Raw genomic sequence first — 12,887 nt, 5'->3', positions numbered from 1 at the left:
TGACGATGGAACAATCCTGGAAACAGGCCAAGGCCGTGTTCGCGGCCGCGCTGGGACCGCCGCTGGCTTGGCTGGTGGTGTTCTTCGTCGCGCCCATGGCGATCGTCTGGGCCTATAGCTTCGGTCACAACGCCGGCCTGACCCAGATCGCCATCACCGGCACGTTCCAGAACTACGCCCGGGCGATCGAGCCGCTGTACCTGATGATCTTCCTGAAGTCGGCCTGGGTGGCGGGGCTGACGACGGTGCTGTGCCTGGTGCTGGGCTTCCCGGTAGCCCTGGCCATCACCTTCGCGTCCGACAAGGCCAAGACCTGGCTGCTGCTGCTGGTCATGCTGCCGTTCTGGACCAACCTCTTGATCCGCACCTACGCCCTGATCGCGGTGCTGCGCACCGAGGGCTACGTCAATATGAGCCTGGAATGGCTGTGGAAGGGCGGCGGGACCCTGGCGGCGCTGGCGGGGCTGAAGCCGTTCGAGCCGTTCCAGCCGCTGGAGCTGCTGCATAACAATTTCGCGGTCGTGCTGGGGCTGGTCTATGTCCACCTGCCGTTCATGGTGCTGCCGCTCTATTCGGCCCTCGATCGCCTCGACAAGTCGCTGCTGGAAGCCAGCCTGGATCTTGGCGCCGGGCACCTGCGGACGCTGTTCAAGGTGGTCGTCCCGCTGGCCCTGCCGGGCATCGCCTCGGGCGTGCTGATCACCTTCATCCCGGCGCTGGGGGCCTATCTGACCCCCGACCTGCTCGGCGGTCCCGACAGCCAGATGATCGCCAACGTCATCGAGCGCCAGTTCAAGCGCGCCAACGACTGGCCGTTCGGCGCGGCCATGTCGTTCGTGCTGATGTACCTGACCTTCATCGCCATCGCCGTGCAGGGCCTGCTGGCGAAGCGGACGCCGGAGGGCAGGGCATGAGCGCCCTGATCCGAGCCATAGCGCCCCCTCCGTCACGCCGCGTATCCGCGGCGCGCCACCTCCCCCGCGTCGCGGGTGAGGAGGGATGTCATCCTCCCCCGTGCAACGGGGGAGGTGGATCGACGCGAAGCGGCGAGCCGGAGGGGGCGCTCTGATGGCCAAGAAATCGCCCCCCGGTCCTCTGGAATACCTGCGCCGATGGCCGATGCGGGCCTGGCTGGCGGCGGTGTTCGTCTTCCTCTACGCGCCGCTGATCGCCCTGATGGCGTTCAGCTTCAACGACAGCCGGCGCAACATCGTCTGGAAGGGCTTCACGCTCAAATATTACGACAAGCTGTTCCATGACTCGGCCCTGCTGGAAGCCTTCGCCAATAGCCTGACCATCGCGGCGGTTTCGACGGTGATCAGCCTGGCGCTGGGCGCGATGGCGGCGCTGGCGCTGTGGCGGTTCCGCTTCGTCGGCAAGACGGCGCTGGACGGCGCCATGGCCCTGCCGATCGTCGTGCCCGAGATCTGCATGGGCGTGGCCATGCTGGTGTTCTTCGCTCGGGTCATGCCCTGGCCGCAGGGTCTGCCGTGGCCGCTGGACCTGGGGGCGATCATCATCGCCCACGTGTCGTTCTCGTTCCCGTTCGTGGCGGTCGTCGTGCGGGCTCGCATGGCCAGCTTTAACCGCGAGATGGAGGAGGCCGCCCGCGACCTGGGGGCCGGCGAGTTCCGCACGATCCGCGACGTGATCCTGCCGCATATGGCGCCGTCGCTGGTGGCGGGGGCCCTGCTGGCCTTCACGCTGAGCCTCGACGACTTCGTGATCACCTTCTTCACCGCCGGGCCCGACACCGTGACCTTCCCGGTGAAGGTCTATTCGATGGTCCGCTTCTCGGTGACGCCGGAGGTCAACGCGGCCTCGACGGTGCTGATCGTGCTGACCGTGCTGCTGACCGCCGCGGCGCTGAAGCTGCAGGGAAACGCCGCGGCGACGGCGGGGCATGGGGGGGACGGGAAATGAGCATGTTCGCAGCGCCCTTTCCGTCTCGCCGCTTCGCGTCGATCCACCTCCCCCGTTTCACGGGTGAGGAGCGTGGAATGTCCTCCTCCCACGCAAGGCGGGGGCGGTGGCGCGATGCGGATGCGCATCGTGACGGAGGGGGCGCTTTGCTGGCCGGGAACGTGTATGTCGGGGGACAATCGAAGTGACCAAGCCCATCATCACCTTCGAGAACGTCACCAAGCGCTTCGGCAAGCTGGCGGCGGTCGACGACGTCTCGCTGACGGTCAACGAGGGCGAGTTCTTCGCGCTGCTGGGGCCGTCGGGTTGCGGCAAGACCACGCTGCTGCGGATGCTGGCCGGGTTCGAGACCCCCACCGAGGGGCGGATTTTGATCGACGGCCAGGACATCTCTAACGTGCCGCCCAACAAGCGGCCGGTGAACATGGTGTTCCAGTCCTACGCCGTGTTTCCGCACATGAACGTCGCCGACAACGTCGCCTATGGCCTGGTGGTCGACAAGGTGGGCAAGGCCGAGCGCGATCGCCGCGTCGAGGAGGCGCTGGAGCTGGTGCAGCTGGGCGGCTATGGCGGCCGCAAGCCCGACCAGCTGTCCGGCGGCCAGCGCCAGCGCGTGGCCCTGGCCCGGGCGCTGGTCAAGCGGCCGCGCGTGCTGCTGCTGGACGAGCCGCTGTCGGCCCTGGACGCCAAGCTGCGCGAGCAGATGCGCACCGAGCTCTGCACCCTGCAGGAGAAGGTCGGGATCACCTTCATCATGGTCACCCACGACCAGGACGAGGCCCTGGCGCTGGCGACGCGTTGCGCGGTGATGAACAAGGGCGTGCTGCGGCAGGTCGCCTCGCCGAACGATCTCTATGAGTTCCCCAACAGCCGGTTCGTCGCCGACTTCATCGGCCAGGTGAACCTGTTCGAGGGCGTGCTGGCCGTCGACGAGCCCAGCCACGCGGTGATCCGCTCGCCGGACCTGCCGGTCGACATCTTCCTGGACCACGGCGTCACCGGCGCGCGCGGCGGCGCGGTCTGGGCGGCGATCCGGCCCGAGAAGATCGAGCTGCACAAGATCGAGGGCGAGGCCGCGCCCAATCTCGGCGACGCCCCCACCGGGACCAACGCCATCCAGGGGGTCATCAAGCACGAGGCCTATCTGGGCGGGTCCTCGACCTACGAGGTCGAGGTTCTTACGCCCAATGGGGGCGGGCGGCGGATCAAGGTCCAGCGCTCGAACCTGACCCGCTGGGACCAGGAAGACTTCAAGCTGGGCGAGACGGTGTGGCTGTGCTGGCACGCCTGCTCGCCGGCGGTGCTGTTGTCATGATCGCCTCTCCACCCGACCTTCCCGGCGAATGCCGGGACCCAGATTCAGCCTGAGCTCTTACCGGCCTGGCGCCTCACAGCCCTAGGGCCTGTCCGCTTCAAATGGAATCATTTGAAGCGGTTAAACAGGCTCTAGATTCAAATATTTAGAGCGCAGTCGAGCGGTTTAACCGCTCACACTTAAACCTAACGCGCTCTACGATCTGGGCCCCGGCATTCGCCGGGGAGATCGGATTTTTCGCGTTCAAACGGATCTGCTCCCAGAGGCAGGCCGAAAGTCAGGGAAGCCACCGATGACCGTCCCGATCCGCAACCACGACATCGCCGAGCTCAAGCGCCTGGATCTGGCCCACCACCTGCCGGCCCAGGCCGACCACAAGGTCATCGCCGAGCTGGGCGGCAGCCGGATCATCACCCGCGCCGAGGGCTGCCACATCACCGACGGCGAGGGCCACAGGATCCTCGACGGCATGGCCGGCCTGTGGTGCGTCAATATCGGCTATGGCCGCACCGAGCTGGCGGAAGCCGCCTACGAGCAGATGCTGGAGCTGCCGTACTACAACACCTTCTTCAAGACCGCGACGCCGCCGACCGTGACCCTGGCGGCCAAGATCGCCGAGAAGATGGGCGGCCATCTGACCCACGTGTTCTTCAACTCGTCGGGCTCGGAGGCCAACGACACGGTCTTCCGGCTGGTCCGCCACTACTGGAAGCTCAAGGACCAGCCGCAGCGCAAGGTCTTCATCAGCCGCTGGAACGCCTATCACGGCTCGACCGTGGCCGGGGTCTCGCTAGGGGGCATGAAGCACATGCATGTGCAGGGCGACCTGCCGGTTCCCGGCGTCCACCATGTGATGCAGCCCTATGCGTTCGGCGACGGCTTCGGCGAGGACCCGGCCGCCTTCCGCGACCGCGCGGTCAAGGAAATCGAGGACAAGATCCTCGAGGTCGGCCCCGAGAATGTCGCGGCCTTCATCGGCGAGCCGGTGCAAGGGGCGGGCGGGGTGATCATCCCGCCGGACGGCTACTGGCCGGCGGTCGAGGCCCTGTGCCGCAAGTACGGCATCCTGCTGGTCTGCGACGAGGTGATCTGCGGCTTCGGGCGCCTGGGCCAATGGTTTGGCCACCAGCACTACGGCATCAAGCCGGACCTGATCGCCATGGCCAAGGGCCTGTCGTCCGGCTACCTGCCGATCTCGGCGGTGGGCGTGGCCGACCATATCGTCGCCGAGCTGCGCGAGAAGGGCGGCGACTTCATCCATGGTTTCACCTACTCCGGCCATCCGACCTGCGCGGCCGTGGCGCTGAAGAACATCGAGATCCTGGAGCGCGAGAGCCTGGTCGAGCGCACGCGCAAGGACACCGGTCCCTACCTCGCCAAGGCCCTGGCCCGACTGAACGATCACCCGCTGGTCGGCGAGACCCGGTCGCTGGGCCTGATCGGCGCCGTCGAGATCGTGCGCGAGAAGGGAACCAACCATCGCTTCCTCGACAAGGAGGGCGAGGCCGGTCCGATCGTCCGCGACATCTGCATCAAGAACGGCCTGATGGTCCGCGCCATCCGCGACAGCATCGTCTGCTGCCCGCCGCTGATCATCACCCACGCCGAGATTGACGAGCTGGTCACGATCATCGGCAAGTCCCTGACCGAGGCCGAGCCGATCCTGCGGGCGCTTAAGCCGGAGGCGGTGACATGAGGCTAGGATCGACGGCGCGCCGCGTGGCGAACCTCCATGATGAAGACTCGGTCGCCCTTGATCCGATAACGCATCAGATAGGGCTTGATAAATGCGACCTCTCGACGGCCGTGCGAGATAGGGCGCCCGCGATCGGGATGATCGCGGAGGCTTTCACCGACCGCCAAGAGCTTCTGGCCAAGACGCTGAGCCGCGAGGGGTTTCGATTCACTGGCGATGTAAGCGACGATCGCTTCAATGTCGGCGAAAGCGCGGTCGGTCCAGACTACTTCCGCCACGAATATGGTGTGGGCAGTTGGTTGGGCGTGCCAAGGGATTTTAGCCACTCGACGACACGCTCATGCGGCACGACCCGACCGGCCGCGATGTCTGCGTCGGCCTCAGCCATCGCTTGGCGATCAGCTTCGTCTTCAAACTCGTCGAAGATGTCGGGTTCCGGCTTGGCCATGCGCTACGATAGCAGAAACCTTTCGAGAACGAATCCGGAAAAACCGAGCTCTCGGCCGAGCTCTCGGAGCGTGTCATGAAGCCCAAGCACAGCAAGGCCAAGCGCGAGCACACCCTGGATCGCGGCGTCTCGACCCTCGACGAGGCCGCCGCCTGGTTCGCGCGGCAGAGCATCGAGGAGATCGAGTGCGTGGTGCCCGATCTGGCCGGGGTGGCGCGCGGCAAGATCATGCCGGTGCGCAAGTTCCTCGGCGCGCCGTCGATGAACCTGCCGCTGGCGGTGTTCTACCAGACCATCACCGGCGACTTCCCCGAGTTCGAGGGCGCGGTGAACGCGGTGCAGTCCGACACCGACATCTTCCTGACCCCGGACTTCGCGACCCTGGCCGCCGTGCCGTGGGCCCAGGACCCGACGGCCCAGGTGATCCACGACGCCTTCCATCCCGACGGCCGTCCGGTCGAGGAGGCCCCGCGCCAGGTGCTGCGGCGAGTGCTGGCGCTGTATTCCGAGAAGGGCTGGAACCCGATCGTCGCGCCGGAGATCGAGTTCTATCTGGTCGACCGCAACACCGACCCGGACTACCCGCTCAAACCCCCGGTCGGCCGCTCGGGTCGTCCCGAGACCGGCCGCCAGGGCTATTCGATCAGCGCGGTCAACGAGTTCGACGCCCTGTTCGAGGACATGTACGAATATTCCGAGCGCCAGGGTCTGGAGATCGACACCCTGATCCACGAAAGCGGCGTGGCGCAGATGGAGATCAACCTGCGTCACGGCCATCCGCTGGAGCTGGCCGACCAGGTCTTCATGATGAAGCGCACCATTCGCGAGGCGGCGCTGGAGCACGAGATCTACGCGACCTTCATGGCCAAGCCGATGGCTAGCGAGCCGGGCAGCGCCATGCACATCCACCAGTCGATCGTCGACCGGAAGGGGCGCAACCTGTTCTCCGACGACGAGGGGCAGGAGACGGCGCTCTTCCACGGCTTCATCGCCGGCCAGCAGACCTATCTGCCGGCGATCATGGCCATCCTGGCGCCCTATGTGAACAGCTACCGCCGGATCGCGCGGGACTCGGGCGCGCCGGTCAACACCCAGTGGGGCTATGACAACCGCACCTGCGGTCTGCGGGTGCCGCCGTCCGATCCGGCCAATCGACGGCTGGAAAACAGGATTCCCTCGTCCGACGCCAATCCGTACCTGGCGATCGCCGCGACCCTGGCCGCCGGCTACCTGGGCATGATCGCGGGCCTGAAGCCCAGTGAGCCGGTCAATACCGACGCCAGCGTGGCCGGCGTGCAGCTGCCGCGCAGCCTGTCGGAGTCGCTGCGTCTGTTCGAGGCCTGCAAGCCGCTGGTCGACATCCTGGGCCCGACCTTCTGCGCCGCCTATGACCGGGTCAAGCAGGCCGAGTACGAAACCTTCATGCGCACGATCAGCCCCTGGGAGCGGGAGTTCCTGCTGCTGAATGTGTAGAAAAAGGCCCTTCCCCCTCGATGGGGGAAGGGTTGGGTTGGGGGTGATCTTCGTGTGTTCCGCTTGCGATGTCGGGTCGGTCCTAGGCGCCGAGCTCACCCCCATCCCCGGCCCTTCCCCCATCAAGGGGAAGGGGGATGTTGAATTGGTATGCGGACACCGCTTCCGACCTCCCCCACCTGCCCCCGCTATCCGGCGACGTCTCCGCCGAGGTCTGCGTCGTCGGCGCGGGCTTTACCGGCCTCGGCGCGGCCATGGCGTTGGGCGGCCGCGCCATCGTGCTGGAAGCGTCAGAGGTCGGCGCCGCCGCCACCGGCCGCAACGGCGGGCAGGTCCATACCGGCCAGCGGCGCGACCAGGCCTGGCTGGAGAAGGCGGTTGGCCCCGACGACGCCCTGGCGCTCTGGCGCCTGGCGGAGGACGCCCGCGCCCAATTCCGGACCCTGACCGACGCCATCGCCTGCGACTGGCGGCCCGGCCTGATCCACGCGCGCCACAAGCCCGGCGGCGAGGCCGAGGACGCCGCCCACGCCGAGCGGATGGCCAAGCGCTACGGCTATGACCAACTGGCCCTCATCGACGAGGCGACGCTGGCCCACGATCTGGGGACAGACGTCTACCACGGCGGCCTGATCGATCGCGGCGGGGGTCACGTGCATCCGCTGAAGCTGGCGCGCGGCATGGCCGAGCGCGCCCTGGCGGCGGGCGCCACGATCCACGCGCATACCCGCGCCGAGACCTGGCGCCGCGCGGACGGTAAGATCGTGGTCGAGACCCGGACCGGCCGCGTTACCTGCGACCAGCTGATCCTCACCGGCGACGGCTCACTGAATGTGATGGCTGGTCCGGCCCGGGCGCGGGTCATGCCGATCAACAACTTCATCGCCGTCACCGCGCCGCTGGGCGCGCTGGCCGAAGAGATCATCCGTTCGAACGCGGCGGTGTCGGACAGCCGCTTCGTCGTGAACTATTTCCGCAAGACGCCGGACGGCCGACTGCTGTTCGGCGGCGGCGAGAACTATCGTCCGGGCTTTCCCCGCGATATCGCCGGGATGGTCCGCAAGAACCTGGCCAAGGTCTATCCGCGCCTCGCCGAGGTTCCGATTACCCACGCCTGGGGCGGGACCCTGGGCATCACCATGAGCCGGATGCCGTTCGTCGGCGAGATCGCGCCGGGCGTGCGCGTCGCCTCGGGCTATTCGGGACAGGGCGTGATGCTGGCGCCGCACGTGGGCCAGCTGTTGGCCGAGGCCGCGCTGGGACGGCCGGATGGCGTCGACCTGCTGGCTCGCCTGCCCACCCCACCGTTTCCCGGCGGGCGCTGGCTGCGCTGGCCGCTGACGGTGGCGGGGCTCAGCTGGTACGCGCTGCGCGATCGGCTGTAGTCGGACGACGCGCGCCGCATTGACACTCCCGCCCTCCGCCCGCTCTCCTGATGTCCATGGAATCCACGACCGCCCAGCCCGCCGTCAGCCTCGCCGCCGCGCTCCAACACGCCGAGCGGCTTCTGGAGACGGCGCCGGCGCTGGCGGCCGAGCAGGCGCGGGCCATCCTTGAGGCCGCGCCGCGTCATGCCGACACCACCCGCGTGCTGGCGGCCGCGCTGCGCCTGTCGGGCGAGCCGGAGGCGGCGCTTCGGACGGTCGCGCCCCTGGCCGCGGCCCTACCGAACCTGCCGCTGGCGCAGCTGGAGCTGGGGCTCTGCCTGGAGCAGCTGGGCCGGACCGCCGAGGCCGCCAAGGCCTTCGAGCGCGCCAGCGCGCTGGAGCCGCGTCTGTCGGAGGCCTGGCGCGGCCTGGCCGAGAGCCTCGAGCTCCTGGGCGACACCGCCGGCGCGGAGCGGGCGCTGGCCCGGCAGCTGCGCGCCTCGACCCGCGATCCGGCGCTGATCGAGGCCGCCACGGCCCTGGGCGAGAACCGGCTGGGCGTCGCCGAGCAAATCCTGCGCGAGCGGCTGAAGGCCGATCCCGGCGACATCGCGGCCATCCGCATGTTGGCCGAGACCGGGGCGAGGCTCGGTCGCTATGCCGACGCCGAGGCGCTGCTGACCCGCTGCGTCGAGCTGGCCCCGACCTTCGCCGCGGCGCGGCACAACCTGGCGACCATGCTCTATCGCCAGAACAAGAACGCCGAGGCCCTGGCCCAGATCGACATCCTGACGGCCAAGGACCCGCGCCATCCCGGCTACGCCAACCTGCGCGCGGCGATCCTGGCGCGGCTGGGCGAGTACGATCAGGCGATCGCCGTCTGCGACGCCATGCTGGCCCTGCACCCCGCCCAGCCCAAGGGCTGGATGAGCTATGGCCACGTCCTCAAGACCGTGGGCCGGCAGGCCGACAGCATCGCGGCCTATCGCACGGCGCTTTCCCAGGCGCCGACCCTGGGCGAGGCGTGGTGGAGCCTGGCCAATCTGAAGACCGTGAAGTTCACCGACGCGGACCTGGCCGCGATGACCGAGGCGCTGGCCGCCCGCGACCTGTCGGACGACGACCGCCTGCACCTGCGCTACGCCCTGGGCAAGGCGCACGAGGACGCCGGCCTTTGGGACGCGGCTTTCGAACACTACGCGGCCGGCGCGGCCATCCGCCGGGCGCAGCTGGACTACGACGCCGAGGAGAACGCGGCCGATACGGCCAGGACCAAGGCGGTGTTCACGCCAGCCTTCCTGGCGGCGCGCGCGGGGCAGGGCTGCCCGGCGCCCGATCCGATCTTCATCGTCGGCCTGCCCCGGGCGGGCTCCACCCTGATCGAGCAGATCCTGGCCAGCCACAGCCAGGTCGAGGGGACGATGGAGCTGCCCGATCTGATCGTCATGGCCCGCCGGCTAGGCGGCAAGGTCGCGCGACGGGCCGATTCGACCTATCCCGAGGGCCTGGCCGACCTCTCGCCCGACGACCTGAAGGCGCTGGGCGAGGAGTTCCTGGAGCGCACCCGCATCCAGCGCAAGACGGCCAAGCCGTTCTTCATCGACAAGATGCCCAACAACTTCGCGCATGTCGGGCTGATTCACCTGATCCTGCCGAACGCCAAGATCATCGACGCGCGCCGCCATCCGCTGGGCTGCTGCTTCTCGGGCTTCAAGCAGCACTTCGCGCGGGGGCAGGCCTTCAGCTACGACCTGACCGACATCGGCCGCTACTACGCCGACTATGTCGCGCTGATGGCGCATTTTGATGCGGTTTTGCCCGGACGTGTGCATCGCGTGATCTATGAGCGCCTGATCGCCGATCCCGAGGCGGAAATCCGCGCGCTGCTGGATCATTGTGGCCTAGCCTTCGAGGAGGCCTGCCTTTCGCCGCACCAGAACGATCGCGCCGTCCGCACCGCCAGCTCCGAGCAGGTGCGCCGCCCGATCTTCAAGGACGCGGTCGAGCATTGGCAGAAATTCGAATCGCACCTCGGGCCGCTCAAGCAGGCATTGGGGGCGGTGCTTGACGCCTATCCCAACCCGCCTGTTATTTGACCAGATGCTCTGAACCTTGCCATTTCTGCAACACTCGCAGGAATTGGCGGCAAACCCATATTTCCAATCTTGCCGGACGCCTACGGGGGGTCGAACGTCGACCGATTAGAACCGTAAGGGGACCGACTGTATGTCGTTGGGATCGGTTGGATTAAAGAAGGCGGGGGCCTATTCGGCCGCCCTGTTGGCCACGTCCATGCTCGCCGGCGTCGCGCACGCCCAGGCCCAGACGGCCAAGGCGCCGTCCGGCGCCCAGCCCGCGACCGCGCTGGAAGAGGTGGTGGTCACGGCCCAGAAGCGTTCGGAAAACCTGCAGGACGTTCCGGTCAGCATCCAGGCGCTGGGCCAGCAGAAGCTGGAGCAACTGCAAGTCGGTTCGTTCGTCGACTATGTGAAGTACCTGCCCAGCGTGTCCTTCACGACCAGCGGTCCGGGCTTTGGCCAAGTCTATATGCGCGGCGTCGCCAGCGGCGGCGACGGCAACCACTCCGGCTCGCTGCCCAGCGTCGGCGTCTATCTGGACGAACAGCCGGTCACCACGATCCAGGGCGCGCTGGACATCCACGTCTACGACATCGCCCGGGTCGAGGCCCTGGCCGGTCCTCAAGGCACGCTGTACGGCGCCAGCTCGCAAGCGGGCACCCTGCGGATCATCACCAACAAGCCCTCGACCGCCGGCTTCGCGGCCGGGGTCGATGTCGAGCTCAACAAGATCGACCATGGCGGCACGGGCGACGTGGTCGAAGGCTTCGTCAACATCCCGCTGTCCGACAAGGTCGCCGTGCGCCTGGTCGGCTGGGACGAGAAGGAAGGCGGCTACATCGACAACGTCTACGGCACTCGGACCTACACGCGCGGCGATAACGATCCGACCAACGACGTGACGATCAACAACAAGAACCGCGTCCAGAACAACTACAACACCGTCTACACCCAAGGCGGCCGGGCCGCTCTGCGCGTCGATCTGGACAACAACTGGGTGATCACGCCCCAGGTCATGGGCCAGACCACCAAGACCGGCGGCCTGTTCGCCTTCGACCCCAAGGTCGGCGACCTGAAGCTGTCCCACTTCTTCCCGGAAAGCAGCAAGGACAGCTGGGTGCAGGCGGCCCTGACCATCGAGGGTCAGATCGCCAATCTGGACGTCACCTATTCGGGTTCGTACCTGAAGCGGCACGACGAGACCAACCAGGACTACACCGACTACTCGTACTTCTACGACCAGATGGGGTCGGGCTTCTCCTGGACCGACAACGCCGGCAACCTCGTCACGCCGTCGCAGTACATCCAGGGCAAGGACCGCTACCGCAAGGAAAGCCACGAAATCCGCATCGCGACGCCGCATGACAAGCGGTTCCGCCTGGTGGCCGGCGCCTTCTACCAGAAGCAGCAGCACCACATCCTGCAGAACTACAAGATCGACGGACTGGGCAGCACGATCTCGGTGCCGGGACATCCGGGGACGATCTGGCTGACCGCGCAGGATCGCGTCGACCGCGACGAAGCGGTGTTCGGCCAGGCCGAGTACGACATCACCGACAAGCTGATGCTGACCGGCGGCATCCGGTTCTTCAAGGCGCACAACACCCTGGCCGGCTTCTTCGGCTACGGCGCGGGCTACGGCTCGACCGGCGAGAAGGCGTGCTTCGCCTCGACGATCCAGGTCGCCGACGCGCCCTGCATCAACCTGGACAAGGGGGTGAAGGAAAGCGGCAACTCGCCGAAGGTGACGCTGACCTACAAGTTCGACGGCGACAAGCTGATCTACGCCACCTATTCCAAGGGCTTCCGGCCCGGCGGCATCAACCGCCGCTCGACCCTGCCGCCCTACCACGCCGACTATCTGAAGAACTACGAGGCGGGGTGGAAGACCAGCTGGTTCGGCAACACCTTCCGCTGGAACGGCGCGATCTTCCTGGAGGACTGGCAAAACTTCCAGTTCTCGTTCCTGGGCGCCAACGGCCTCACCGAGATCAAGAACGCCAACCAGGCCCGGATCAAGGGCGTGGAAAGCGACGTCACCTGGGTTCCGGTCCACGGCCTGACGATTAACGCCTCGGCCGCCTATACCGACGCCAAGCTGTCGACCAACTACTGCGGCGTGACCGACAGCGCCGGCAATCCGATCACCAACTGCGCCAAGCCCCAGGCGCCGTCGGGCACCGCCTTGCCGGTGACGCCGAAGTTCAAGGCCAACCTGACGGCGCGCTACGAGTTCGACCTCGCCGACTGGAACGCCTTCGTGCAGGGGGCCGCGGTCACCCAGACCAGCGACTGGACCGATCTGCGCCTCTACGAGCGCGGCGTCATCGGCAAGCAGAAGGGCTACACGACGGCCGACTTCTCGGCCGGGATCGACAAGGATGGCGTGTCGATGTCGATCTATCTGAAGAACGCCTTCGACAAGCGCGCCAGCCTGAACCGCTATGCCGAGTGCGCGATCGCCACCTGCGGCACGCAGTACTACATCGTCCCGAACCAGCCCCGGACCATCGGGGTCAAGGTCGGGAAGAAGTTCTAGTTCGCGTCCATTGAGCGAGGGGCGGCCTCTTCGGGGCCGCCCCTTTTG

At 67.2% G+C, this 12,887-nt stretch carries 9 protein-coding genes and 1 pseudogene; 8 read left to right on the top strand and 2 right to left on the bottom strand.

The genetic code is table 11. From position 1 onward, the window contains the following. Nucleotides 1-5 precede the first annotated feature (5 nt). The 4 genes from OR37_RS13565 (at nucleotide 6) to OR37_RS13550 (ending at nucleotide 4,934) form a co-directional block, all read left to right on the top strand. A complete protein-coding gene (locus OR37_RS13565; protein ID WP_004620808.1) occupies nucleotides 6-914 on the top strand; it encodes an ABC transporter permease in 909 nt (302 codons plus the stop codon). A gap of 85 nt (nucleotides 915-999) precedes the next feature. Beyond that, nucleotides 1,000-1,923, top strand: a complete 924-nt coding sequence (locus OR37_RS13560) for an ABC transporter permease (protein WP_081612944.1) — start codon at nucleotides 1,000-1,002, stop codon at nucleotides 1,921-1,923. Between the two features lie 178 nt (nucleotides 1,924-2,101). Next, nucleotides 2,102-3,238 (top strand): ABC transporter ATP-binding protein, encoded by a 1,137-nt coding sequence (locus OR37_RS13555; protein ID WP_200864140.1) that lies wholly within the window; start codon nucleotides 2,102-2,104, stop codon nucleotides 3,236-3,238. A 292-nt stretch (nucleotides 3,239-3,530) separates the two neighbouring features. Next, nucleotides 3,531-4,934: an aspartate aminotransferase family protein gene (locus OR37_RS13550; RefSeq protein WP_004620803.1), complete on the top strand. Its 1,404-nt coding sequence runs from the start codon at nucleotides 3,531-3,533 to the stop codon at nucleotides 4,932-4,934. A gap of 2 nt (nucleotides 4,935-4,936) precedes the next feature. Here the strand turns inward: OR37_RS13550 and OR37_RS13545 are convergent, their stop codons facing one another. Next, nucleotides 4,937-5,212, bottom strand: coding sequence for a type II toxin-antitoxin system RelE/ParE family toxin (locus tag OR37_RS13545; protein ID WP_035017419.1), 276 nt, complete (start codon nucleotides 5,210-5,212; stop codon nucleotides 4,937-4,939). After that, nucleotides 5,200-5,382 carry an antitoxin gene (locus OR37_RS13540; protein ID WP_035017417.1) on the bottom strand — a complete coding sequence of 61 codons (183 nt, stop codon included), beginning with the start codon at nucleotides 5,380-5,382 and terminating at the stop codon, nucleotides 5,200-5,202. Before OR37_RS13540 ends, OR37_RS13545 begins: the two co-directional genes overlap by 13 nt. Before the next feature lie 75 nt (nucleotides 5,383-5,457). Here OR37_RS13540 and OR37_RS13535 point away from each other — a divergent pair, with 75 nt between their 5' ends. The 4 genes and pseudogenes from OR37_RS13535 (at nucleotide 5,458) to OR37_RS13520 (ending at nucleotide 12,839) form a co-directional block, all read left to right on the top strand. After that, nucleotides 5,458-6,855 (top strand): glutamine synthetase family protein, encoded by a 1,398-nt coding sequence (locus tag OR37_RS13535; RefSeq protein ID WP_004620801.1) that lies wholly within the window; start codon nucleotides 5,458-5,460, stop codon nucleotides 6,853-6,855. Between the two features lie 63 nt (nucleotides 6,856-6,918). Next, nucleotides 6,919-8,240: pseudogene (locus OR37_RS13530) on the top strand (NAD(P)/FAD-dependent oxidoreductase). Nucleotides 8,241-8,296: 56 nt separating this feature from the next. Beyond that, nucleotides 8,297-10,318 carry a tetratricopeptide repeat-containing sulfotransferase family protein gene (locus tag OR37_RS13525; RefSeq protein WP_004620798.1) on the top strand — a complete coding sequence of 674 codons (2,022 nt, stop codon included), beginning with the start codon at nucleotides 8,297-8,299 and terminating at the stop codon, nucleotides 10,316-10,318. 130 nt (nucleotides 10,319-10,448) lie between these two features. Continuing rightward, complete coding sequence (locus OR37_RS13520) at nucleotides 10,449-12,839, top strand: TonB-dependent receptor (RefSeq protein ID WP_004620796.1); 2,391 nt, start codon at nucleotides 10,449-10,451, stop codon at nucleotides 12,837-12,839. Nucleotides 12,840-12,887: the final 48 nt, after the last annotated feature.

This window comes from Caulobacter vibrioides OR37 (genome assembly GCF_000372645.1).
GTDB classification, from domain to species: Bacteria; Pseudomonadota; Alphaproteobacteria; order Caulobacterales; family Caulobacteraceae; genus Caulobacter; species Caulobacter vibrioides_E.
The sequence above is the reverse complement of the archived record's forward strand: the minus strand, read 5'-3'. Positions and strand labels throughout refer to the sequence as shown.